Consider the following 22,716-nt stretch of genomic DNA (forward strand, 5'->3'; position numbering starts at 1 on the left):
TTTTATTTATATATAGATTAGATTTTTTATTGTCAATAATTAAGCCAGTGCACGGTAACGTTCCATCAGGGTTTTCGTCACTTGTGACACCATTGGCTGTGCTTCCGGGTCAATCAGCTCATGAATGAAATCCAATTCATCCAACACGCGGTCAATTTTGTCGCGAGTATCGTAACTATCCAATTCCCCAGCGATTTTTTGCAAATGCTTGTAGGGGTTATCAGCAATATTGGAAATGCCTTTCATGCTGTCTTGAATGATGCCGTCTTGCATGGTGTTTGCTCCTTAGAGTGAAGTTATTCGATTTAGCAGGCGCTCGGCTGCCTGCTGCGCTCCGTTAGGGAATACTAGCGGTTTTCGCCACGGCATTTCCAGTAATGCCAAGATTTGTTGGGCAAATGTGCCTGCTTGTATCGTTTGCCAGTCGGTCAAGATCAGTTCGCCGTGTTGCGCGTGCCAATCGGGTAAATTGGGTTCTTCCGGCCAGCCTGGGCGGTTAATGCATAAAGTCGGCACTTGATTGACGACTGCTTCGGTCTGCGTACCGTAGCCAGTTTTCGTCATCACGGCATCACACGACGCCAGCAAATCCACATAAGGCAAGGCGAATAGCGAAGTTGGCAAAAAATCAGCACGCGCTTGGGTCAACGCCACATCGGGAAAAATCCAGCAAACGCCGGGAATTCGAGGCCAGTTTTCCAGTGGATATTCCATGCCCAAGCCACCGAGTGCCACTAACACGAAGCGGGTATGATTGGGCAATCCTGCTTGTTGCCGTAACCAGGCGGGATTGCGTTTACCCAACGCGGCAATGGGAGCAATAGGCTGGGTGCGAATGGCAGGGTGCATATCCATTGACGGTGTAGGTTGCAGAAAGCATTCGGCTTGCGTGTAAGCGTGTAAGATTTCCTCACGAATCCGCGCCGCCCCCGGCAATCCGCCACAGTAGGTGTGGAACACATCTGCCCAGTTCAGCGAACACAAGGTGATGGCGGGTATGCCGCATTCCCCGGCAGCATCCAGACTCAGATATGGGACATTCGCGAACAGCAAGTCGGGTTGGAGTTGTGCCAGTTCGCGGGCGGCTTGCGCTTTGCGAGCGGCGTAATTGGCGTGGAAATCGGCATACCAACGCATACTTGCGGCAACATCGACCCGCAGCGCATCGTGCATCAACATGCCTGCATCCTGCTGGTAGGAAATCAGGGTGAAAGGATGGCGGATGCGTTCGCGCAACACACGTTCCGCAGCACTGGAGCGGATGGTCAGGCGGATATTGGTGCAATCGAGTGCGTTCAATACCGCTGAGGTTTGCGCCACGTGACCGAAGCCGTGGGCGGAGATGTCGACAACAAGGTGTTTCATAAACATTTTTCGTCGGGTAAATATGCCAATTTGCAGTCGGTAAGACTACACTCAAGATTATGTAATAACCATAATCATCAAATAGGAAGCCACCTCATGACTGAATTTGCCATCGCCATTCTGGTCTTCATCGCCGCGCTCATTTTCATGGGCGTAAAAATGGTACCACAAGGCTACAACTACACCGTCGAGCGCTTTGGGCGTTACGTTACCACCCTGCAACCCGGTTTGGGCTTGATTATTCCGGTGATTTACCGCGTCGGGCGCAAAGTGAACATGATGGAACAGGTACTCGACATCCTTCCCCAACAAGTCATTACCGCCGACAATGCCAACGTCAACATTGACGGCGTGGTGTTTTACCAAGTTTTCGATCCCGCCAAAGCGTCGTATGAAGTGGCTAACCTGCAACACGCTATTTTGAACCTAATCATGACCAACTTGCGTTCGGTGTGCGGCGGTTTGGAGCTTGATCATCTGTTGAGTAAGCGTGATGAAATCGGCATACGGGTGCTCACCATTGTGGACGAGGCCACCAGCGCATGGGGTGTCAAAGTGTTGCGTGTCGAAATCAAAGACATCGAACCACCACAGGAACTGGTACGCGCCATGAACTTGCAAATGACCGCCGAACGCCAAAAACGCGCCCAAATCACTGAATCCGAAGGCAAAAAGCAAGCGCAAATCCTCGAAGCCGAAGGCATGAAAACTGCCGCCTTCCTGCGTGCCGAAGCCCGCGAACGCGAAGCGCTTGCCGAAGCGAAAGCCACCCAAATGGTGTCCAAAGCCGTCGCGGAAGGTGATGTGCAAGCCCTCAACTATTTCGTGGCGCAAAAATACGTCGAAGCATTGGGCAAGTTTGCCGATTCCAACCAGCAAAAAACCATTTTCATGCCGCTGGATACCAGTGGTCTGATGGGTTCCATCGGCAGCATCAATGAACTTTGGAAAGCGATGAAGGATAAAACCTGATGGAGACACTAGCACTGGAATTCTGGCATTGGCTGATTTTCGGCGTGTTGCTAATGGCGCTGGAAGTCTTCATTCCCGCGATGCTGGTCATGTGGTTCGGGTTTGGCGCGATCATCGCCGGTATTGCCCTGTGGCTAATCCCGTCATTGCCGTTGAGTGGGCAAATCCTGATTTTCGCGCTGGTGTCACTGGTAAGCGTATTTGGCTGGCGTAAATCGCGCTTCAGTGAGGCGAATATTCATTCCGATACGCCCGATCTCAATAACCGTTTGCACAGTCACCTCGGCAAGGAATACACCTTAACCGAGGCGATTATCAACGGGCGCGGCACCATGCGTGTGGGCGACACGGCTTGGCGGGTGCGCGGTGACGATCTGCCATCCGGCACACGGGTACGTGTTACCGGCGTAGACGGGGTGATTTTTATCGTGGAAAAAGCCTAGCCTTCGCCCGACAATACCCGTTCCATTTCTGCCATCCCCGCTGGCAAATCCAGTTCCGCCCCCGCTGCCCGCATACTCGAACCGAGCGCGTGCAAGGTGCGGAACAGGTTGTAAGCGCGGCTTTGTTCGCCCATTTGCCCGATACGCAAGATATTCAGCCCAAACGCGCCGGAAATTTCCACTTTATGCACTTTCGACATGTGTGCACGGACTATATCGGCAGACACATGATCGGGCACAACAATCCCCACCACCGAATTCAGACGGTGCGGTTTGTCGATCAGCAATTGCAAGCCCATGGTTTCAATCCCCGCTTGCAGGGCTTCGGAACAGCGTAAATGGCGCTCAAAACGTTGCGGTAAGGTTTCTTCACACACCAAGCGCAAAGCTTCGTGCAAAGCGAGGATGCCGGAAACCGGCGCGGTGTAATGGTAGGATTTTTGATTCCAAAATTTATCCGCCAGTTGCGCATCCAAACACCAGTGGAAGGGCAACTCTTTGCGCGGCGCAATCTTTTTCGCCCAGGCTTCCTCAGAAAATGCCAGCAAGGACACGCCCGGAATCGACGACAAGCCCTTTTGCCCGCCGGTAATAATCGCATCCACTTGCCAATTATCCATTGCCAGCGGCATGGTGCTTAGGGTGCACACCGCATCAACGATCACCAAACAGCCGTAGCGTTTGGCAAGCTTGGCAATTTGATTGAGGTTTTTGTTGCACACCGTGTTGGAGGTTTCGCCTTGCACCAAGGTAACGACATCAAATTGCCCTTGCTGCAAAGCGCGTTCGACCAAGGCAACATCCGCGCCTTCGTTGTGGGAAGCTTCTAAAATGGTCGGTTCTGCCCGCACCCGCCGCACCATTTCTGCCATGCGCAAACTGAAATAACCATTGGTAATGCACAGCACCCGTGAGCCGGGAGTCACTAGGTTGGCAACCGCCATTTCCATTGCTGCCGAACCGGGGCCACTCACGCCCATGACGTGGCTGGATTCGGTTTGGAACACATAGCGCCCCATGTCCTTGACTTGTTCAATCACGCGGTTCATGGTTTCGCCCAAGTGATTGATGACAATGGAATTTGCCGCCGCGACTTTTTGCGGAATCGGCACAGGCCCCGCGCCCATCATTAATAACGGCTCATCGGGCAGAATGTGTTCCAGTGGCACAATACTGGGCGGGGGGAGTAATTCGATCATGGCAAGGCTGTCCTTCAAAATAAGTCAGGCAATTTTACGCGGATTCGCCTGAATAGTAACAGTATTGTCATGTTGCACGTATCGCAACGGTGCGATACAGCCGATGTATGCACTACAACTGCACCCCAATCGTCACACCCGTGCGCGGCAACCAGGGGTAAGGTGAGCCAAAGCCATCGTAACCGTTGCGTTGACTATTGCGTTGCACTTGGCGCGACTGGCAGACGCGAAAGCCATCTTCCCACCCCAACTTGTAATCCGGTGTATTCGCTTTGCTCAAATCTTTGGCGTAGGTGAACGCCTTATTCCCTCCCGCCGATAACCCGCTTTGGCAGCCATCACGGTAGCCGGTGGTAAAGAGCACGGACTTACCACTCACTCCCACCATTTCACGCTGCAACTGCTCCGCAGGCGGCACGCTGGCACAGCCAATGACGCTAAGCGCACAACATGCATAAATAAATGTATGCCGAATACTCATAACTAAATTCCTTGTGCTGATGCACGCCAGTGATTTCAACCACCAATATTAACGCAAATTTCAGTACAAATAGCTAAAGCCCCTGAAGCGCAATATAGCTAATTTCATTTTTTACGGCGGCAAAACTTTACTTTCACCCCGATTACAAGCATAAAATGCCGCCTTGTGACTAATCGAAATACGGGCAGCGTCGCCCAGAAGCATAAGAAATGAGCGAAAACCTAGTAATTGTCGAATCTCCAGCCAAGGGGAAAACCATCCAAAAGTACTTGGGTAACGGGTTTGAAGTACTGGCCTCTTACGGGCATGTACGTGACCTGATCCCCAAGGAAGGCGCTGTCGACCCCGACAACGGCTACGCGATGCGCTATGAAATCATCGACCGCAACCAAAAGCACGTCGATGCGATTGCGCGGGCGCTCAAAAAAGCCGACAACCTTTACCTCGCGACTGACCCGGATCGCGAAGGCGAAGCCATCTCTTGGCACTTATACGAATTATTGAACGAACGCGGCGCACTCAAGGGAAAAAATGTGCAGCGTGTGGTCTTCCACGAAATCACCAAACGTGCCGTGCAAGAAGCCATTGCCAACCCGCGTGACCTTGCCTATGACTTGGTGGATGCACAGCAAGCCCGCCGTGCCTTGGATTATCTGGTCGGTTTCAACCTCTCCCCGTTGCTATGGCGCAAAATTAAACCCAGCCTGTCCGCCGGACGGGTGCAAAGCCCCGCCTTGCGTCTGATTGTGGAACGTGAAGACGAAATCGAGCGCTTCGTCCGCCAAGAATATTGGACGATGACCGCGCAAAATGCCAAAAACGGGCAAGCCTTCAACGCCCGTTTGCACACGCTGGATAACCACAAACTCGACCAATTCGACATTAATAATGAAGCGCGAGCAACCGAAGTGCGTGAGCGTTTGCTGCAAGCTGCTAACGGCAAACTGTTAGTCAGCAAAGTCGAGAAAAAACAGCGCAAGCGTTACCCCGCGCCGCCGTTCACCACATCTACCTTGCAGCAAGAAGCGGTGCGCAAACTCAAGTTTTCCACCCAACGCGCCATGCGGGTTGCCCAGCAATTGTACGAAGGCATTGATTTAGGCAGCGGGCCGGTGGGTTTAATCACCTACATGCGTACCGACTCGGTAACGCTGGCAAACGAAGCCATCGGCGAATTGCGCGGCTTGATTGAGCAACGTTACGGACAAGACAAGCTGCCGGAAACGCCGAACTTCTACAAAACCAAATCCAAAAATGCGCAGGAAGCCCACGAAGCGGTACGCCCCACTTCGGCATACCGCACACCGGAACAGGTCAAAAGCCACCTCAATGAAGAACAGTTCAAGCTGTACGAGTTGATCTGGAAACGCACGGTTGCCTGCCAAATGATCTACGCCACGCTGGATACGGTCTCGGCGGATTTAAGTGCTGAAGCAGGCAGTTTTTTCCGCGCTTCCGGCTCGACCATCCGCGATGCCGGTTTCTTGCTGGTGTATGAGGAAGGCTTGGATGACCGTGCCAGCGAAAAGGAAAACCCGCTGCCACCGTTGGAAGAAGGCGAAAGCGTCACTCTCCATGACATTGCTGCCGAACAACATTTCACCGAGCCGCCACCGCGCTACTCGGAAGCCTCCTTGGTAAAAGCACTGGAAGAATACGGCATTGGGCGACCCTCGACCTACGCCAGCATTATTTCCACCCTGTTGGCGCGTGAATACGTCGAGCTGGAAAGCCGCCGTTTCACCCCGACCGATATTGGGCGCATTGTGATCCGGTTTTTGACGGAGCATTTCACCCAATACGTCGATTACGATTTCACCGCGAATCTGGAAAATGAGCTGGATGAAATTTCACGCGGTGAAAAAGCTTGGGTTCCGGTGATGGATGCTTTCTGGCAACCGTTCCACACGCTGGTTGACGAAAAGATGGAAAGCGTCAACCGCAGCGACGTGCTGCAATCGCGAGAGATTGGCATTGATCCCGCCAGTGGCAGACCCGTGTCGGTGCGTTTAGGGCGCTTTGGTCCGATGGTACAAATCGGTACCAAAGACGATGAGGAAAAGCCGGTCTTCGCGGGGTTACGCCCCGGCATGAAGCTGGACACAGTGACGCTCGAAGAAGCGCTGGAACTCTTCAAACTACCCCGCCAATTAGGCGACACCGAAGACGGCAAAGCCATCAGCACCAATGTCGGGCGCTTTGGCGCTTACGTCAAATACGGCGACCAATTTGCATCGCTGAAAAAGGAAGACGACCCGCACACCATTACCTTGGAGCGGGCGCTGGAGCTGATTGCCGAGAAAAAAATCAAGGATGCCGAAAAGATTCTGGTGGATTTCGGCAATGGCGTGCAAATCCTCAAAGGGCGTTGGGGGCCGTACATCAACAAAGTCATTAAGCGCGTCAAAGTGCAAGCGCGTCTGCCCAAAGACCGCGAACCCGACAGCATGACCTTGGAAGAATGCGAAGCCTTGATTGCCGTCGCTGCCGAAGCCAAATCTGTCAAGAAAGGCGCGAAGAAAGCAGCCGCTACGCCCGCAACAGAATCGGCAGAACAGCCAGCCGCAGATGCTCCGGCAAAGCCTGCGAAAGCCAAAGCAGCGCCGAAAAAAACCGCTACTGCCAAAAAGCCCGTAGCGAAGAAACCGGCTGCAAGCAAAAAAACGCCTAGTTCCAAAAAATCAGCGAGTTAACGCCTGTTACCTCGCAACTGGCGATTACCGCTGCACTCGGCGGTAATCTGCCAGAGGATTACTGGGGAAATTGTTCACCTGGCGTGAACGGGGTAGCATCCGCCTCCATGCAAATTCAAATTCTCGATCATCTTGATGCCATCCCCGCCGCGCAGTGGAATGCACTGGTGCAGGACAACAACCCATTCTTGCGCCACGAATTTCTGGCGGCACTGGAACATCACGGCTGTGTGGGCGAAGCATTCGGCTGGTTGCCGCGCCATATTGCAGTGTACGAACACGATGTCTTGGTTGCCGCCATGCCCTTGTACGAAAAGTACAATACCTATGGCGAATTCGTGTTTGATCATGCGTGGGCGCAGGCGTATGAGCGCGAAGGGATGAAGTATTTCCCCAAATTGGTTTCCGCGATTCCCTACACGCCTGCCAGCGGGCAACGCTTATTGGTGCAAACCGGGCGCGAAGCGGAACTGTTTCCCTATTTACTCTCGGCAGTGATGCAAGTCGCAGAAGCCTTGCAATGCAGCAGTTTCCATTGCCTGTTTTCTCCCGCCGATCAACTGGAATGGTTGGCAGCGCAAGGCTTAACCGTGCGGCACGATTGCCAGTTTCATTGGCGCAATGCGGACTACCACAGCTTTGACGATTTCCTCGCTGCCCTCACCTCGAAAAAGCGCAAAAACATTAAGCAGGAACGCCGTAAAGTGGTGGATGCTGGGGTTAATTTACGCCTGCTCAATGGCAATACTGCAACAGCAGATGATTGGGCGCGGTTTGCGTTTTTCTACCAACACACGTTTGAAAGCAAGTGGGGCATCCCCACCATGAACGTCGGTTTTTTCCGCGAAATGGCAACGGCGCTGGGCGAACAGGTGTTGCTGATTCTGGCGGATAACCGTGAGGGCGAATGCATTGCTGGTTCCTTGATGTTTGCCAGTGCCACGCGCTTGTACGGGCGGCATTGGGGCTGCACCCAAGACATTGACAGCTTGCATTTTGAAGCGTGTTATTACCAAGGCATTGAGCACTGCATTCGCCAAGGTTTGCAGGTATTTGAGCCGGGAGCGCAGGGGGAACACAAGATTCCGCGTGGGTTTATCCCGACTCTAACCCGTTCGGCGCATTGGTTGCGGGAAGAGACCTTTCGGCAAGCAGTGGCGCGTCATGCGGAGTATGAAAAGGGCAGTGTGGCGGACTACATGCGTTCCGCCAGTGAACATTTGCCCTATCGCGAACCTTAGCGCTTTTTGCCTTTTTTGGCTGCCGCCGCTTTTTTCGCAAGCTTTTTCTTTTTGCTACCCGCCGCCTTACCAGAGGCTTTGAGTTTTTGGGGGCCAGTGTATGTGCCGACTAAGCCTTCGATGCTACGTCGCTGGAAACGTTGCTTCAAAAACCGCTCGATATTCACCATTAAATTCCATTCGGAACTTTGCACGAGGGTAATCGCCGTGCCCTTCGCATCGCCGCGCCCGGTGCGCCCAATGCGGTGGATGTAATGTACCCCGGTGCGCGGCACGTCCACATTGATCACCAATTCCACACCTGCAATGTCTAAACCTCGCGCCGCAAGGTCGGTCGCAATCAACGCCTTGATTGTGCCATCACGGAAAAACGCCATAATGCGGTTGCGCTCTTTCTGATCCATCTCGCCATGCAACACGCCACAACGCACGCCCTTGGCTTGCAAACCGCCGACCAACTCACTCGCCCGCGCACGGCTATTGGTGAATACCACCGCTTTCGCAAACGTTTCATTTAGCAGCAACCACGCCAGCAAACGCTGTTTGTGCGCAATATCGTCGGCAATAATCACCTGTTGCTCAAGGTTTGCGTGCTCATCTTGCAGCGTATTCAGGCGCAACATTTCGGGGTCACGCAACAGCTTTTCAGCGATTTTAATCATGCCGTATTGCTGGAGCGTGGCAGAAAACAGCAGCGTTTGGCGCTCTTTATTGCACGCCGCCGCGATGGTTTCCAGCTCTTGGCTGAAGCCCATTTCCAGCATCCGGTCGGCTTCGTCGAGGATCAGCACTTCCAGACGTGAAAACTCTGGGGTTTTCGCTTCCATTAATTCCAGCACGCGCCCCGGTGTAGCAATAACGATTTCGGCATTATTCAGCAGCATGTTTTGCTGCACGCGAAAATCGGCCCCACCCGTGATCAGCCCCACTTTTAGCGACGTGAATTCGGTCAGTTGCAAGCATTGCTGGTGAATTTGCTTCGCCAATTCACGGGTTGGCACGAGTACCAACGCCCGCGTACCGAAATACTCGGACGGGTTTGCCAGCAAATGGTGCAAGGTTGGCAGCAAAAACGCGGCGGTTTTGCCGCTGCCGGTTTCGGCACTGACTAGCAAATCGCGGCGCGTCATGGCGCGTGGAATCGCGGCTAACTGTACCGGACGGGGTTGGGTGAAACCCATTTTTTGCGCGGCTTGTAACAGCGGCGCGGCGAGGGCGAAGTCTGTAAAGGTGGGAACAGCCTGTGCCTGTTCGAGTTCCTGTTCCATATTTAGTTGTTCCTTGATACCTGTTTTAGGCGTTTAGTGAGGAAGTAAACGGCAAGGTAAGCGTCCGTTTAAGACGCTCGCCTATTGTACGGCATTTCATGCAAATTCTTTCATTAAGCGTATGTTCTCCTTCCATTCGTCTACTATTTCATACACATCAATCCATTTATTCTATAAACAAAAAAATAAAAAACTAATATCAAAAGCTCTTCTAATGGATAACAGAGAGTTCATTTATGTTAAAAAATATCCTGACGGGTTGCCTGATTGCAGCCGGTTTCAGCGCTGGGAGCACGGTTTGTGCGGAAACAACGACGGCACAAACACCAGCGGCTTTGCAACAACTTATGCAGTCACCACGCACCCCAAGCAAGCTCCAAGGTGGACTGGATCAACTCGCAGTCGCCAGCAACACCCGTACCACCAGAAGCCTTGCAGCACCAAACGCCTTGATGAGTACCCTCTTGCCACCGACCGCCAACGGCTACGTGGTCATTGATGCGATTGCTACCGATGGCAATACCGCCGCTTTAGCACAAAAGCTGACATCACTGGGAATGAACAATGTCGCTACTTTTGGGCGCGTCGTCTCAGGGCGTTTCCCCGTCAATAAATTGGCAGAAATGGAAAACGTCACAGAATTACGTTTTGCACGTTCCGCTCTCCTCTCCACCAACTCCTGGAACGAAACCAGCGGAAAAGTAAAAAGCCAAGGCGATCAAGCCATTCAAGCTGACAAAGCACGGCGCACACTGGATGTAAGCGGCAAAACTGTGCCCATTGGGGTACTCTCTGACAGTTACAATTGTCTGGGCGGTGCTGCATTGGGTGTAACCAACGGGGAATTACCCAGCAATGTTAAGACTTTGCAAGAAGGTTTTTGCGACAGTATTGTGGTTGATGAAGGTCGCGCTCTCATGGAAGTTGCCCACGATGTCGCTCCCGGTGCTCCCTTATTATTTCACACTGCCGATGGTGGAATGGCCAACTTTGCGCAAGGCATTATTAATCTAGCAGATGCGGGAGCAAAAGTTATTGTCGATGATGCTTTCTATCTGACCGAACCCTACTTCCAAGATGGCATCATTTCTCAAGCCATTGATCAGGTAAAAAGCCGAGGAGTAGCCTACTTGAGTTCCGCCGGTAACAGTGGGCGGGACTCTGCGGAATTCACTGACTATGCAGAAGCCATTGATGACTCGTTAGGCTTCCCATTTGATGTTGTCGATTTCGATCCGAGTGCTGGAGTGGATAGTTGTTTTGAAATTCAAGCCCCACCCGGCGCTACATTCCAATGGCTACTGCAATGGGATGAACCATTTGCATCCGCAGGTGGCACAGGTTCTACCAATGACCTTGGTCTGCTGGTCTATGTTGGCAGTGGTTGTGAGCCACAGAATTTTTTTGGCGTCAGCGATATTTTCAATATTGGCGGGGATTCCCTAGAGTTCTTTGGCGCAACCAATCTCAGCCCCGATCAACCATTAAACGTGGGCTTCCGTATTGTCAGGCTGGAAGGCAACAAACCCAGCAAATTAAAAACCATTGTGTATGGTGCAAGCATTACCGATCAACACGATACCAACAGCGGTACAATAACCAGTCACGCCAATAGCCGTGGCGGCATGGGAGTGGGAGCCGCTTATTATCGCGAAACCCCGAAATTTGGGCAGAATCCAGCGCTTGTGGAAAGTTACTCATCCGCTGGGGGAACACCTATCTTGTTTGATACCAATGGCAATCGCCTAGCCAAACCGGAACAACGCGAACAACCGGCTATCGTCGGCCCTGACGGCGTAGACACGTCGTTTTTTAGTGGTCCTGACTTAGACAATTCCGGGTATCCTGATTTTTTTGGTACGTCTGCTTCCGCCCCACACTTGGCGGGTGTCGCCGCCCTAATGCGGGAAAGAAATCCGTTTGCCTCGCCTGATCAGGTTTACAACGCTCTAAAAAGCACAGCACGGGATATGGATGACCCCAATACGGAAATCTTTGATCGCGGTTTCGATTATGGCACGGGTTACGGATTTGTGGATGCGTTGCGTGCCGTAGACCAAATATCACCACCAAAAGCGTGGTACTGTCACGGCAAGCTTGCCACCATTCTGGGTACGAATGGCGCGGATAACCTTGTCGGCACCGACGGTAATGATGTCATTGTCGGGCTAGATGGTAATGATCATATCGACGGCAAAGGGGGGAACGACCTCATTTGTGGCGGGGCAGGTAACGATAACCTGTCAGGTGGTGATGGTCATGACATCCTCTACGGTGGCGATGGTAACGATACGCTGTCTGGTGGTTCTGGGCGTGATATTTTATGGGGCGGCCCCGGCAAAGACACCCTTTTGGGTTCCATCAAAGAAGACATACTCGTGCAATAAGCCATTGATTGTTTGCTCCGCCCATGACCGGACGGAGCAAACGGCTGCTTCTAACTCAAAAAATCAACCACATCGTCAATACGCCCCTAGCAAATCCGCGCAATTATGCAGCAAAACTTTCAGTGGCGGGCAAGCGTCGTCAATGCTGCCGTCACTCAGATTTCCGACTTGGGTGTTTTTGCATTTCAGTCTGGTCGGTAGGACACAGTTTGTGGGAGAGCGTACCGAGAAACAGCGCGTAACGCCATATCCCGAACGCGGACAAATATTAGCAAGCAATTATTTACTAAAGGGATTTTTCAGGCTCAGGAACTTGCCATCGCCAACATGCCCTTGTGGATGATAAAATCAACAATCGTCTGCAAACCCAGCTTTTCCTTCAAGTTGGTGAACACAAACGGACGTTCACCGCGCATCCGTTTGCTGTCGCTCTCCATCACTTCCAGTGACGCGCCCACGTAAGGTGCAAGGTCGATCTTATTGATCACCAGCAAGTCAGAACGGGTAATACCGGGGCCGCCTTTGCGCGGAATCTTTTCGCCTTCTGCCACGTCGATCACGTAAATGGTGAGGTCGGCGAGTTCGGGGCTGAAGGTTGCCGACAGGTTATCACCACCGCTTTCAATGAAAATCAGGTCTAGTTCGGGGAAACGGATTTGCAAATCTTCTACCGCAGCAAGGTTCATCGACGCATCTTCGCGGATCGCGGTATGCGGACAACCACCGGTTTCCACACCGACAATGCGTTCCACGGGCAAGGCTTCGCTACGCATCAGGAATTGCGCATCTTCCTGCGTGTAAATGTCGTTGGTGACAACGGCGATGTCGTAAGTGTCGCGCATGGCTTTGCACAGCGCATCCAGTAGCGCGGTTTTGCCGGAACCGACCGGGCCGCCGACACCAACTCTCAATGGATTGGACATAGTTACTTTCTCCTTTGTTGAAGAAACCCCTCCCCAACCCTCCCCTTATCAGGGAAGGGAGTAAGAAAGATGTGCCGCCTTCTTGTTCCTCCCCTGATAAGGGGAGGTTAGGAGGGGTTTCTTCACGATCTAAACAAACGGGTGTATTGGGTTTCGTGACGACTGCTGGCGATGGCTAACGCGGGTGATGCTGCGCCAATGTCGTCATCAGCCACTTGCAAACCTTGCGCCACCACCTCCGGTAGCAGTGCGGTCATTTCATGCAAAATTTTCTGCCCTTGCGTTTGCCCCAGCGGGATGATTTTCACCGCCGACAACACCAGATTTTCCAGCCAGCTCCACACATAGCCGTAAGCGGCTTGTTGCAACGGGATTTGCCAATGCACCGCCGCAAGTGCGAAAGCAGCCGCTTGGCTTTGTGCCAGCAGCGGTTTCCAGCGGGCAGCATTGGGGATTTCCAAGGCAATCAGCAAATCGGTTAACGCCCGCCCGCGATTCTTTTCTTCCAGCAATAACTCGCTGGTTTCGCGACTGGCGTTGAGGATGTGAATCCAGTATTCCAGCGTTTCCACATCAGCGCGTTCGACGGCGTGATACATGCGTTGCAACACCGGAATATCCAGATGCGTCATGCCACTGTGCAACTGACTTGCCAGCCAGCCTTGCAAATCGGCGGGAGTGGTAATCCAGCCGCATTCCACCGCCCATTCAATCCCCTGCGAATAAGTGAACGAACCAATCGGCAAGGTCGGGCTGACCAGATGCAGCAGGCGTAGCAGTGCGAGGTCAGTGATCATGGTCATGATGATGTCCGTGCGAATGCCCGCCACCATACGCGCCTGCTTCCGGCTCGAACGGCGCTTGCTCGACCACTACATGCAAGCCTAAACCGTGCAACATGTCATCCAGTACATGGTCGTGTTGGTAACGGATCATCCCTGGCATGATTTGCACTGGCACATGACGGTTGCCGAGGTGGTAGCAGGCGCGTGCCAGTAACCACGGGTCGGCGCACGTCAGGGTAGATACCGTTTCGGGCGCGGCTTGGATGCGAATGAGTTCGCCGCTTGCACCTTGCAGGACATCGCCATGTTGTAGGCTGGAACCGCGTGGCAGGAATAAGCCTGCATCGCTGCCATCGTCGAGGGTGACGCGCTGGCGGCTGATAATGCGGCGTTCGTGCGGCAAGGTCAGCGACAGGTGCGGCTGGCGGGGTGGTACGCTGCTTTTATCCAGAATACGTTCGATCTTCAGCATAGCCACCTCTTAAAACAAAAAGTAACGCTGCGCCAACGGCAATTCACTCGCTGGCTCACAAATCAGCAATTCACCATCCGCCCGCACCTGATAGGTTTGCGAATCGACCTCAATCACCGGCTGGTAATCGTTGTGAATCATGCTGGCTTTGCTGATAGTACGGCAGTTTTTCACCACACCAATCAGGCTTTGCAGCCCTAATTGCTGATGCACACCCGCGTTGTAGCCCGCTTGCGAGAGGAAGGTCATGGTGGTGGCGTGTTTGGCTTTGCCGAATGCGCCGAACATGGGGCGGTAATGCACGGGTTGCGGGGTGGGAATGGAGGCATTCGGGTCACCCATCGGGGCTGCGATAATCATGCCGCCCTTGATGATCAGGCTCGGTTTTGCACCGAAAAACGCCGGTTTCCACAACACCAAATCCGCGAGTTTGCCGACTTCGATTGAGCCGACTTCGTGGGAAATGCCGTGCGTAATCGCGGGGTTGATGGTGTATTTGGCGATGTAGCGTTTGGCGCGGAAGTTGTCATTACCCTCACCCCCAGCCCCTCTCCCAGAGGTAGAGGGGGGCAAGAGATGCCCACGTTGCACTTTCATTTTGTGCGCGGTTTGCCATGTGCGGATGATGACTTCGCCAACGCGCCCCATCGCTTGTGAATCCGACGAAATCATTGAGAACGCGCCCAAGTCGTGCAAAATGTCTTCAGCGGCAATGGTTTCGCGGCGAATGCGGCTTTCGGCAAATGCCACGTCTTCGGCAATCGCGGGGGAAAGGTGGTGGCAGACCATCAGCATGTCGAGGTGTTCGTCGACCGTATTGATGGTGTAAGGGCGGGTCGGGTTAGTGGAGGACGGCAAAATATTTGCCTGCCCTGCGGCTTTGATAATGTCGGGAGCGTGTCCGCCGCCTGCGCCTTCGGTGTGGTAAGTGTGGATCACGCGGCCTTTCATGGCGGCAAGCGTGTCTTCAAGGAAGCCGGATTCATTGAGTGTGTCGGTGTGGATGGCGACTTGCACATCCAGCTCATCCGCCACCGTCAGGCAGTTGTCGATGGCAGCGGGGGTTGTGCCCCAGTCTTCATGCAGTTTCAAGCCGATTGCGCCCGCTGCGACTTGTTCACGCAAGGGTTCAGGCAGGCTGACATTGCCTTTGCCCAAGAAACCGAGGTTCATCGGCAGGCTGTCGGCGGCTTCCAACATACGGTGCATATTCCAAATGCCGGGGGTGCAGGTGGTGGCATTCGTGCCGGTTGCAGGCCCTGTGCCGCCGCCGAGCATGGTTGTCACGCCCGACATTAAGGCTTCGTCGATTTGCTGCGGGCAAATGAAGTGGATGTGCGAATCAATCCCGCCAGCGGTGAGAATGTGGCCTTCGCCTGCAATCGCTTCCGTGCCTGCGCCAACCAGAATGTTTACGCCTGCTTGGGTGTCGGGGTTGCCTGCCTTGCCGATGCCGACAATGCGCCCGTGTTTAATGCCGATGTCGGCTTTGACAATGCCCCAATGATCGAGGATCAGCGCGTTAGTAATCACCACGTCCACGACTTCGGCGTCGTTGCGCTGGCATTGCCCCATGCCGTCGCGAATGACTTTGCCGCCGCCGAATTTGACTTCATCGCCGTACACGGTGTGGTCGTGTTCGACTTCGATAATGAGTGCGGTATCGCCCAAACGCACGCGGTCGCCGGTGGTCGGGCCGTACATTTCAGCGTAAGCCTGTCTGCTAATCCGTGCCATTACAATGCCCCCATGATTTTGCCTTGGAAACCGTAGACTTCGCGTGTGCCAGCAAAGGCTACCAGTTCGACTTCGCGGGTTTGCCCCGGCTCGAACCTTACGGCAGTTCCGGCGGGAATATTGAGGCGGAAACCGCGTGCCTGATCCCGCTCAAACGCGAGTGCGTTGTTGGTTTCAAAGAAATGGTAGTGCGAACCCACCTGAATCGGGCGGTCGCCAGTATTGGCAACGGTGAGGGTGACGGTTTCGCGCCCTGCGTTGAGTTCGATGTCGCCAGCGGCGGGGAAGAGTTGTCCGGGAATCATGGGGTACTCCTTACACAATCGGGTCATGCACAGTGACGAGTTTAGTGCCATCGGGGAAAGTGGCTTCCACCTGCACGTCGTGGATCATGTCGGCAATGCCATCCATCACGTCGTCACGGGTCAGCAGGGTGCGTCCGTAATCCATCATTTCGGCGACAGAACGCCCATCGCGTGCGCCTTCCATAATCGCGCAACTGATGTAGGCAATCGCTTCAGGGTAGTTGAGTTTTAAGCCACGGGCTTTGCGGCGTTCGGCGAGTAATCCTGCGGTGAATAGCAGCAGCTTGTCTTTTTCGCGGGGGGTGAGTTCCATGTAGTGATGCTCCTTAAGTATTCCAGATACGCGGCGGGGTGGCGGTACGCCCTGTCACTAATGGGCGGATGGCTTGCCAGATAGCGCGGAACAGGCGGTGTGCCTGCGCGGTGCTATTCCCCAAATAACGCACCACTAACACGCTGTTGAGCAGGGTTGCGCCCGCTTGTCCTATGGGTAATTCAGCGCATTGGGTGCGAGCAAGTTCCAATACTGCTGTGCTTGCCGGAGTTGCCAGCAACGTAGCGACAACGGGTTGCCCGCGTAATCCAGCAGCGGTGTGCAAAGCGGTTTCGTCGGCAATCAGCAAGCGCTCCAGCAATAGCGGTTTGCCATCACGGTAGAGCGCGGTTTTGAATAATGCCCGGCCCGTTGCAAAAATCTCATCAATCACCGGGCGACCGAGGCAGTGAATTTCCCAGCCGATGTATTGCGCCGTCGTGTCCAAATGAATCGTGCTGTGCAAGGCGGTATTTGCACCGGGGAAAAAGATGTTTTCCTGTGGCAACCATTCCAGACAGCCTTGCGTGACCTGGAAATGCTGGTGTTGTTGCGCTGGTAATCCAGCACTGCGGTAAAACTTGGTTGCGCCGGGTGTGGTCAGCAAAGCATGGGCATTCGGGGCAACCTGAAAATGCATTTGCAATTGATCCCCACCCACGACACCACCCGGCGGGTGCAATACATAAGCGTGACAAACCTCACCTTCGGGGTAAAACGGGCGTTGCACTGCCAATGGCCCGCGCTGGGAACGGCTGGCAAGCACGGTTTTGGTGCTACGCTGCGCAAAACCGAGGCGTAACTCGGCTTGCCAGCCTTGGGTACACGCCGTTTCAATCACGTTTAGACGAATCAGTGCGTTTGGCGAGGTAACGCTTTACCCCCCAAACCAACAAGGCAGCACCCACTGCCACTGGCACTGCCATCCACAGGTGTGCAGCGAAGTGCGCCAGCTCTGAATGGGTTTCGGGGTGGTGCATAATGCCATCGTGGGCAACGGTAACGCCCGACAATAGGGCAAGGAGGAATGTCATGGGTACACGGCAAGATTGCATGGGTACGGTTTCCTTTCTGGCAAATTGAACAAAAAGATGCAGGTTCTGTACCAACACTCGGTACAACGTGTGGCAACGAAAGCCATCTGCACTCCCATCATACATCTGCCAAATGAGCCAAGGTATGACCTACATCCAATTCCCTGAAGAAGGCAGTGCCCAATTGACCTGCGTTCTACCGTTTGCCTGCAAAAACGCATTGGCGCGGGAAAACGGTTTGCTACCGAAAAAGCCACGTCGCGCTGACAAGGGCGATGGGTGCGCACTGGCAATAATGCAGTGGCGGGTAGTGTCAATCAGTACGGTTTTTTTCTGCGCGTGATTGCCCCACAGGATAAACACCAGGGGTTGAGTTTGGGCGCTAATGGCTTGAATGACCGTATCGGTGAAGGTTTCCCAGCCGCGTTTCTGATGGCTGCCTGCATTGCCTGCTTCCACCGTCAGTACGGTGTTGAGCAGCAACACGCCCTGCGCTGCCCACGCTTGCAAGCAGCCAGTGTGACTGTTGTTAATGCCGAGATCGTCTTGCAATTCACGGTTAATATTGAGCAGCGAACGCGGCAACGGGGCAACATCGGGTTGCACTGAAAACGCTAGGCCATGAGCGTGTCCGGGTGTGGGGTATGGGTCTTGACCGAGGATGACGACGTTGACTTGATCCAGCGGGGTGCTTTGCAGGGCGTTGAAACGCTGTTCTGGCGGGGGCAGGATGTGTTTGCCCGCCACAGCTTCGGCTTGTAGAAAATGGCTTAGGGTAAGCAAATAGGGTTTGGTGAATTCTGCACCGATGGCGGCTTGCCAGCTTGGGGGGAGTGTGGTGTTTTGCATGGGTTTACCTTGTTCAGCAGTCGCGGGGCATGTGTTATAGCATAGCGGTGACAGCGTTCACATTACGCTATACTGCCAACATTTAAGAAATAGCCTGTTTGGAGATGCCATGAACCCGATCCACCTCATGCAGCGCATTCGTTTGGGCGAAGATTCCACGCTGGAACTCAAACAGATCCATATTAAAGACGCTGGCAAAAATCTTGAGCCGCATCCTGATGGTTTATCGGATGAATTCACCTGCTGAAATTCTTGCTGTCGCCCATAGCGGCTTGCGCAATGATCCGAATGAGCAACTGGATGCACAGGAAATCCGGGGGCCATTGGATCGGCAAATACTGGATGCGTTCCACTTTGTGCGCCGTAACATGACCACGGCGGCACGTAAACCCTTGGGGCGTGTGGATTACCCGCAATACCATTTGGGCGCAGTGTTTGAGGCGATCGTGAACGCTGTCGCACATCGGGATTATTCCCTGCACGCGCAACGTATCCGCTTGTTCATGTTCGCTGATCGGCTGGAAATCCATTCACCGGGCGCATTGCCTAACACATTATCCTTGGAGTCGATGAGCCGTTTGTCTGTGCCGCGTAACGAAATCCTCGCCAGCCTGTTTTCGCGTTATTACCCGGTTGATGAAGTAGGCTTGGGCAAAAGCTATTTGATGGACAGGCGTGGTTTCGGCGTGGAAATGCTGCTGCGGGAAAGTGAGAAACTGTCTGGTAAATTGCCGAAATACGAGTCGATCAGCGATCTAGAACTGTGCCTAACCATTTATGCACAAGCGTTGCCGACTGCCGAAACATCATGAAGTGAAGATAGACAAATCCTCAGCTATACTCTACGCCTGACATCTAAAGCCGAGCTATCATGCGACTGACTCCTCACCAATCCCAATACTACGCATGGCAACTCACGCGCCATGCCGCCAGCAACTCCCTAGAATCCCTTGCCCCGACATTGGTAAACGCCCAAATCGACCTTAACCCGCATCAGGTCGAAGCCGCTTTGTTTGCCTACGAAAACCCTTTATCCAAAGGCGTGATCCTCGCGGATGAAGTCGGTTTGGGAAAAACCATCGAAGCGGGTTTGGTCATTGCGCAACGCTGGGCAGAACGCAAACGCCGGATATTAATCATCGTCCCTGCCAACCTACGCAAACAATGGCATCAGGAGTTACAGGATAAATTCGGCTTGCCTTGCTTGCTGTTGGAAAGCAAAAACTACAACACCTTGCAAAAGGCGGGTACTCGGCATCCGTTTGATAATACTGACCACATCATTATCGGCTCTTACCAATTTGCCAAAAGCAAGGCTAAAGACGTAAAAGCGGTGGATTGGGATTTGGTGGTGATGGATGAAGCGCACCGCCTGCGCAACGTTTACAAAACCGGGAACGTCATTGCCCGCACCCTCAAGGAAACACTGGCGCATGTCCATTCCAAAATCCTGCTGACCGCCACTCCGTTGCAAAATTCCTTGCTGGAACTGTATGGATTGGTCAGCCTGATTGATGATCGGGTGTTTGGTGATTTGGAGAGTTTCCGTACCCAGTTTGGGCAAGCCAACCGTGAAACGACGCTGCAAAACCTGCGTAACCGTATCAGCCCGTTTTGTAAACGCACCCTACGGCGGCAAGTCCAGCAATACGTCCCCTATACCAAGCGCATTCCGATTCTGGAAGAGTTCACACCGACACAAGATGAGCGGGATTTCTCCAACTTGGTTGCCGAGTATTTGCGCCGCCCCAAGTTGCAAGCCTTGCCGGATGGTCAACGCCAGTTGATTTCACTGGTGTTGTGGAAACTGTTGGCATCGTCTACCCATGCGATTGCGGGGGCATTGGAAACGATGGCAAACCGTTTGCAAGCCACGCTGGATGACCCGGACAAGCTGGATTCAACGCTATTGGATGACGACTATGAGGCGTTGGATGAAACCGCCGAGGAATGGGATGACGAAGACCAGATAAACGACAAGCCCCTCAACGTCCGCGAAGCTATCCAGCAAGAAATGGGAGAGCTACGCCTGTTCAAGGAAAAAGCCGACCAGATTCGGGACAACAGCAAGGGACAAGCCCTGTTGCTGGCACTGGATAAGGCATTCAAGGAACTGGAACGCTTGAGGGCAGCAAAAAAAGCCATCATTTTTACCGAATCCAAACGCACGCAAAGCTATCTGCAAAACCTGTTACGGGATACCTCTTATGGTGCAGGCTTGGTGCTATTCAATGGTACGAACAGCGACACCCAAGCCCAGCAAATCCATAAGGCATGGGCGCAACGTCATGCCGGTACGGATAAGGTTAGCGGCTCGAAAACGGCAGATACCCGTGCCGCGCTGGTTGATTACTTCCGCGAAGAGGGCAGCGTGATGATTGCCACCGAAGCGGGGGCGGAGGGTATCAACCTTCAGTTCTGTTCACTGGTGATCAATTACGATTTGCCGTGGAATCCGCAACGCATTGAGCAGCGCATTGGGCGTTGCCACCGTTACGGGCAAAAACACGATGTGGTGGTGGTCAACTTTGTCGATTTGAGCAATGAGGCCGATAAGCGTGTATATGAATTGTTGGCGCAGAAATTCCAGCTTTTTGAAGGTGTTTTCGGTGCAAGCGATGAAGTGTTGGGTGCAATTGGTTCGGGTATAGACTTTGAACGTCGCATTGCCCGCATCTACCAAACCTGCCGCAAACCGGAAGAAATTCGCAGCAGCTTTGCCGCACTCCAGCAAGAATTGGCAGGTGAAATCACGGAAGCGATGACACAAACCCGTCAGTTGTTGCTGGAAAATTTTGACGAAGAAGTCCACGCAAAACTGAAGAAACACGCGGATGACAGCCAGACCATCCTCAGCCGTTACGAGCGGATGCTGATGGATTTTACCAGTACCGCACTCGCTACCCACGCTGAATTCAGTGGTGACAACGGCTTCAATCTGCAAAGCCTGCCTACCTCGACCTTACAAGGACAAGTGCCACTCGGACGTTATGAATTGCCGCGCCGTTCTGGGGAAGCGCACCTCTACCGTTTGGGGCATCCACTGGCGGAATGGTTGCTGGCTCAAGCCAAACAAATCCATTTGCCACCTGCTCGTTTGCGTTTTGATTACGCAGCGTATGGGGCAAGGCTGGCAACACTGGAAAACCTGCGTGGTACGAGTGGCATTTTGCAAGCACGGTTACTGAGCGTTTCTGCACTAGCACAGGAAGAACAGCATTTGCTGGTGGCGGCGGTTGACCGTAATGGTCATGTGTTGGCACTGGATGACCCCGACAAACTGTTACGCATCCCGGCAATGGTCACGGCGGCACCAATAGATTTACCTGACAGCCCATTGCTGCAACACGATCTTGAGCAACGTAAAAATGCTTTGTTGCGTGAAATCAACGACCGCAACCTGAGCTATTTCGATCAGGAAGTGCAAAAGCTGGATGGCTGGGCGGATGATCTCAAACTGGGGCTGGAGCAGGAAATCAAGGACATTGACCGCGAAATCAAGGAAGTACGCCGTACCGCTGCGATTGCGCCCACACTGGATGAAAAGCTCCACTGGCAAAAACGCCAGCGCGAACTGGAAACCAAACGCAGCAAGTCACGCCGCGAACTGTTCCGGCGGCAGGATGACATCGACGAGCAGCGCAATGAATTGATCACAGAACTGGAAGACCGCTTGCAGCAGCGGGTGGAAGAACAGGTGTTGTTCACGATTGAGTGGGAATTGGTGTAGCTGCCTGATAGTTTGAGATATCAGGTATCTACGCTACACTAACGTCAACACTCACGGGGAAAAACTACTATGCACAGCCTGTCAATACCCTATGCCGATGACCTGTTGGTCACATCCGGCAAAGCACCACGAGAACTGGAAGAGGAATTACGTTTCCTGCTGGCGGTCAAGCTGTTTGAAATGCACCGTTTGTCACTGGGCAAAGCTGCCGAATTCTGCGGCATGGTCAAACTGCGCTTCATGTTTGAGTTGGGGCGGCTGAAAGTGCCAGTTGTCCATCTGAGCGATGATCAGATCGCAGATGAGTTGCTGAATGATTAAGCCCGCCATTGTTGCCAAATCTTTTGAAGACATCAAATAAACCAGCGAACATGTTAAAAAATCAGGAGAACCCATCAGGGTATCACTTTGCCGACGCTGGCAAACCGATGATCAAGCAATCTACACCGAAAATGGAGCTTGACCAACGGGATGCAGGTGGTTTATTAGGTGGTGGCACAAATAGCGATCACGAATGAT

Annotated in this window: 24 protein-coding genes; 10 read left to right on the forward strand and 14 right to left on the reverse strand. The window is 53.3% G+C overall.

The genetic code is table 11. The features are described from left to right. Positions 1-39: 39 nt before the first annotated feature. Positions 40-273, reverse strand: a complete 234-nt coding sequence (locus tag L2Y54_RS02370; RefSeq protein ID WP_236499611.1) for a hypothetical protein — start codon at positions 271-273, stop codon at positions 40-42. A 12-nt stretch (positions 274-285) separates the two neighbouring features. Further along, positions 286-1,365 (reverse strand): hypothetical protein, encoded by a 1,080-nt coding sequence (locus tag L2Y54_RS02375; protein ID WP_236499612.1) that lies wholly within the window; start codon positions 1,363-1,365, stop codon positions 286-288. A gap of 96 nt (positions 1,366-1,461) precedes the next feature. Between L2Y54_RS02375 and L2Y54_RS02380 the strand changes: the two genes are divergently transcribed. Both L2Y54_RS02380 and L2Y54_RS02385 read left to right on the forward strand, forming a co-directional pair. Then, positions 1,462-2,337, forward strand: coding sequence for an SPFH domain-containing protein (locus L2Y54_RS02380; RefSeq protein WP_236499613.1), 876 nt, complete (start codon positions 1,462-1,464; stop codon positions 2,335-2,337). Next, positions 2,337-2,780: an NfeD family protein gene (locus L2Y54_RS02385; RefSeq protein WP_236499614.1), complete on the forward strand. Its 444-nt coding sequence runs from the start codon at positions 2,337-2,339 to the stop codon at positions 2,778-2,780. Before L2Y54_RS02380 ends, L2Y54_RS02385 begins: the two co-directional genes overlap by 1 nt. On the opposite strand, the gene L2Y54_RS02390 is transcribed toward L2Y54_RS02385, so the two are convergent. Together L2Y54_RS02390 and L2Y54_RS02395 are read right to left on the reverse strand one after the other, a co-directional pair. Further along, complete coding sequence (locus L2Y54_RS02390; RefSeq protein WP_236499615.1) at positions 2,777-3,979, reverse strand: pyridoxal-phosphate-dependent aminotransferase family protein; 1,203 nt, start codon at positions 3,977-3,979, stop codon at positions 2,777-2,779. The two genes, L2Y54_RS02385 and L2Y54_RS02390, sit on opposite strands and share 4 nt — an antisense overlap. A 112-nt stretch (positions 3,980-4,091) precedes the next feature. Beyond that, positions 4,092-4,460: a hypothetical protein gene (locus L2Y54_RS02395; protein WP_236499616.1), complete on the reverse strand. Its 369-nt coding sequence runs from the start codon at positions 4,458-4,460 to the stop codon at positions 4,092-4,094. Between the two features lie 209 nt (positions 4,461-4,669). On the opposite strand from L2Y54_RS02395, the gene L2Y54_RS02400 reads away from it, so the two are divergent. Continuing rightward, the gene (locus L2Y54_RS02400) at positions 4,670-7,153 is read left to right on the forward strand and encodes a DNA topoisomerase I (protein WP_236499617.1); all 2,484 of its coding nucleotides are present in this window, start codon (positions 4,670-4,672) and stop codon (positions 7,151-7,153) included. A 107-nt stretch (positions 7,154-7,260) separates the two neighbouring features. After that, entirely contained in the window at positions 7,261-8,394 is a 1,134-nt protein-coding gene (locus L2Y54_RS02405; RefSeq protein ID WP_236499619.1) for a GNAT family N-acetyltransferase, read from the forward strand. Here the strand turns inward: L2Y54_RS02405 and L2Y54_RS02410 are convergent. Further along, positions 8,391-9,662, reverse strand: a complete 1,272-nt coding sequence (locus L2Y54_RS02410) for a DEAD/DEAH box helicase (protein WP_236499621.1) — start codon at positions 9,660-9,662, stop codon at positions 8,391-8,393. The genes L2Y54_RS02405 and L2Y54_RS02410 overlap by 4 nt on opposite strands. A 236-nt stretch (positions 9,663-9,898) precedes the next feature. Here L2Y54_RS02410 and L2Y54_RS02415 point away from each other — a divergent pair, with 236 nt between their 5' ends. Further along, complete coding sequence (locus L2Y54_RS02415; RefSeq protein ID WP_236499623.1) at positions 9,899-12,049, forward strand: S8 family serine peptidase; 2,151 nt, start codon at positions 9,899-9,901, stop codon at positions 12,047-12,049. A gap of 305 nt (positions 12,050-12,354) precedes the next feature. Here L2Y54_RS02415 and ureG read toward each other — a convergent pair whose 3' ends face one another. The 9 genes from ureG to ung all read right to left on the reverse strand — a co-directional run bounded on the left by ureG (position 12,355) and on the right by ung (position 18,467). Beyond that, positions 12,355-12,972, reverse strand: a complete 618-nt coding sequence (gene ureG, locus L2Y54_RS02420) for an urease accessory protein UreG (RefSeq protein WP_236499625.1) — start codon at positions 12,970-12,972, stop codon at positions 12,355-12,357. 122 nt (positions 12,973-13,094) lie between these two features. After that, entirely contained in the window at positions 13,095-13,775 is a 681-nt protein-coding gene (locus tag L2Y54_RS02425; protein ID WP_236499626.1) for an urease accessory protein UreF, read from the reverse strand. Further along, positions 13,759-14,229 carry an urease accessory protein UreE gene (ureE, locus tag L2Y54_RS02430; protein WP_236499627.1) on the reverse strand — a complete coding sequence of 157 codons (471 nt, stop codon included), beginning with the start codon at positions 14,227-14,229 and terminating at the stop codon, positions 13,759-13,761. The genes L2Y54_RS02425 and ureE overlap by 17 nt, the downstream gene beginning before the upstream one ends. Positions 14,230-14,238: 9 nt before the next feature. Beyond that, on the reverse strand, positions 14,239-15,966 hold the full coding sequence (gene ureC, locus L2Y54_RS02435; protein ID WP_236499628.1) for an urease subunit alpha: 1,728 nt from the start codon (positions 15,964-15,966) through the stop codon (positions 14,239-14,241). Further along, positions 15,966-16,271, reverse strand: coding sequence for an urease subunit beta (locus L2Y54_RS02440; protein WP_236499629.1), 306 nt, complete (start codon positions 16,269-16,271; stop codon positions 15,966-15,968). The genes ureC and L2Y54_RS02440 overlap by 1 nt, the downstream gene beginning before the upstream one ends. 10 nt (positions 16,272-16,281) lie before the next feature. Next, a complete protein-coding gene (ureA, locus tag L2Y54_RS02445; protein WP_202715659.1) occupies positions 16,282-16,584 on the reverse strand; it encodes an urease subunit gamma in 303 nt (100 codons plus the stop codon). Positions 16,585-16,597: 13 nt separating this feature from the next. Then, a complete protein-coding gene (locus L2Y54_RS02450; RefSeq protein ID WP_236499630.1) occupies positions 16,598-17,425 on the reverse strand; it encodes an urease accessory protein UreD in 828 nt (275 codons plus the stop codon). After that, positions 17,418-17,639, reverse strand: a complete 222-nt coding sequence (locus L2Y54_RS02455; protein WP_236499631.1) for a hypothetical protein — start codon at positions 17,637-17,639, stop codon at positions 17,418-17,420. The genes L2Y54_RS02450 and L2Y54_RS02455 overlap by 8 nt, the downstream gene beginning before the upstream one ends. Before the next feature lie 129 nt (positions 17,640-17,768). Further along, positions 17,769-18,467 (reverse strand): uracil-DNA glycosylase, encoded by a 699-nt coding sequence (gene ung / locus L2Y54_RS02460; protein WP_236499632.1) that lies wholly within the window; start codon positions 18,465-18,467, stop codon positions 17,769-17,771. 109 nt (positions 18,468-18,576) lie between these two features. Between ung and L2Y54_RS02465 the strand changes: the two genes are divergently transcribed. The 5 genes from L2Y54_RS02465 (at position 18,577) to L2Y54_RS02485 (ending at position 22,715) form a co-directional block, all read left to right on the forward strand. Continuing rightward, on the forward strand, positions 18,577-18,714 hold the full coding sequence (locus tag L2Y54_RS02465; RefSeq protein ID WP_236499633.1) for a hypothetical protein: 138 nt from the start codon (positions 18,577-18,579) through the stop codon (positions 18,712-18,714). Further along, positions 18,698-19,279: an ATP-binding protein gene (locus tag L2Y54_RS02470; protein ID WP_236499634.1), complete on the forward strand. Its 582-nt coding sequence runs from the start codon at positions 18,698-18,700 to the stop codon at positions 19,277-19,279. The genes L2Y54_RS02465 and L2Y54_RS02470 overlap by 17 nt, the downstream gene beginning before the upstream one ends. Positions 19,280-19,338: 59 nt before the next feature. Then, positions 19,339-22,197: an SNF2-related protein gene (locus tag L2Y54_RS02475; protein ID WP_236499635.1), complete on the forward strand. Its 2,859-nt coding sequence runs from the start codon at positions 19,339-19,341 to the stop codon at positions 22,195-22,197. A gap of 69 nt (positions 22,198-22,266) precedes the next feature. After that, a complete protein-coding gene (locus L2Y54_RS02480; RefSeq protein WP_078921370.1) occupies positions 22,267-22,518 on the forward strand; it encodes a UPF0175 family protein in 252 nt (83 codons plus the stop codon). A 50-nt stretch (positions 22,519-22,568) separates the two neighbouring features. Continuing rightward, a complete protein-coding gene (locus tag L2Y54_RS02485) occupies positions 22,569-22,715 on the forward strand; it encodes a hypothetical protein (RefSeq protein ID WP_159448568.1) in 147 nt (48 codons plus the stop codon). Position 22,716: the final 1 nt, after the last annotated feature.

Source organism: Thiothrix winogradskyi (assembly GCF_021650935.1).
GTDB classification, from domain to species: domain Bacteria; phylum Pseudomonadota; class Gammaproteobacteria; order Thiotrichales; family Thiotrichaceae; genus Thiothrix; species Thiothrix winogradskyi.

Bases quoted from the DNA above. Each gene is read 5' to 3' on its own strand.
- L2Y54_RS02370 (WP_236499611.1), bottom strand. From the start codon at position 273: ATGCAAGACGGCATCATTCAAGACAGCATGAAAGGCATTTCCAATATT.
- L2Y54_RS02375 (WP_236499612.1), bottom strand. From the start codon at position 1,365: ATGAAACACCTTGTTGTCGACATCTCCGCCCACGGCTTCGGTCACGTG.
- L2Y54_RS02380 (WP_236499613.1), top strand. From the start codon at position 1,462: ATGACTGAATTTGCCATCGCCATTCTGGTCTTCATCGCCGCGCTCATT.
- L2Y54_RS02385 (WP_236499614.1), top strand. From the start codon at position 2,337: ATGGAGACACTAGCACTGGAATTCTGGCATTGGCTGATTTTCGGCGTG.
- L2Y54_RS02390 (WP_236499615.1), bottom strand. From the start codon at position 3,979: ATGATCGAATTACTCCCCCCGCCCAGTATTGTGCCACTGGAACACATT.
- L2Y54_RS02395 (WP_236499616.1), bottom strand. From the start codon at position 4,460: ATGAGTATTCGGCATACATTTATTTATGCATGTTGTGCGCTTAGCGTC.
- L2Y54_RS02400 (WP_236499617.1), top strand. From the start codon at position 4,670: ATGAGCGAAAACCTAGTAATTGTCGAATCTCCAGCCAAGGGGAAAACC.
- L2Y54_RS02405 (WP_236499619.1), top strand. From the start codon at position 7,261: ATGCAAATTCAAATTCTCGATCATCTTGATGCCATCCCCGCCGCGCAG.
- L2Y54_RS02410 (WP_236499621.1), bottom strand. From the start codon at position 9,662: ATGGAACAGGAACTCGAACAGGCACAGGCTGTTCCCACCTTTACAGAC.
- L2Y54_RS02415 (WP_236499623.1), top strand. From the start codon at position 9,899: ATGTTAAAAAATATCCTGACGGGTTGCCTGATTGCAGCCGGTTTCAGC.
- ureG (WP_236499625.1), bottom strand. From the start codon at position 12,972: ATGTCCAATCCATTGAGAGTTGGTGTCGGCGGCCCGGTCGGTTCCGGC.
- L2Y54_RS02425 (WP_236499626.1), bottom strand. From the start codon at position 13,775: ATGACCATGATCACTGACCTCGCACTGCTACGCCTGCTGCATCTGGTC.
- ureE (WP_236499627.1), bottom strand. From the start codon at position 14,229: ATGCTGAAGATCGAACGTATTCTGGATAAAAGCAGCGTACCACCCCGC.
- ureC (WP_236499628.1), bottom strand. From the start codon at position 15,966: ATGGCACGGATTAGCAGACAGGCTTACGCTGAAATGTACGGCCCGACC.
- L2Y54_RS02440 (WP_236499629.1), bottom strand. From the start codon at position 16,271: ATGATTCCCGGACAACTCTTCCCCGCCGCTGGCGACATCGAACTCAAC.
- ureA (WP_202715659.1), bottom strand. From the start codon at position 16,584: ATGGAACTCACCCCCCGCGAAAAAGACAAGCTGCTGCTATTCACCGCA.
- L2Y54_RS02455 (WP_236499631.1), bottom strand. From the start codon at position 17,639: ATGCAATCTTGCCGTGTACCCATGACATTCCTCCTTGCCCTATTGTCG.
- ung (WP_236499632.1), bottom strand. From the start codon at position 18,467: ATGCAAAACACCACACTCCCCCCAAGCTGGCAAGCCGCCATCGGTGCA.
- L2Y54_RS02465 (WP_236499633.1), top strand. From the start codon at position 18,577: ATGAACCCGATCCACCTCATGCAGCGCATTCGTTTGGGCGAAGATTCC.
- L2Y54_RS02470 (WP_236499634.1), top strand. From the start codon at position 18,698: ATGAATTCACCTGCTGAAATTCTTGCTGTCGCCCATAGCGGCTTGCGC.
- L2Y54_RS02475 (WP_236499635.1), top strand. From the start codon at position 19,339: ATGCGACTGACTCCTCACCAATCCCAATACTACGCATGGCAACTCACG.
- L2Y54_RS02480 (WP_078921370.1), top strand. From the start codon at position 22,267: ATGCACAGCCTGTCAATACCCTATGCCGATGACCTGTTGGTCACATCC.
- L2Y54_RS02485 (WP_159448568.1), top strand. From the start codon at position 22,569: ATGTTAAAAAATCAGGAGAACCCATCAGGGTATCACTTTGCCGACGCT.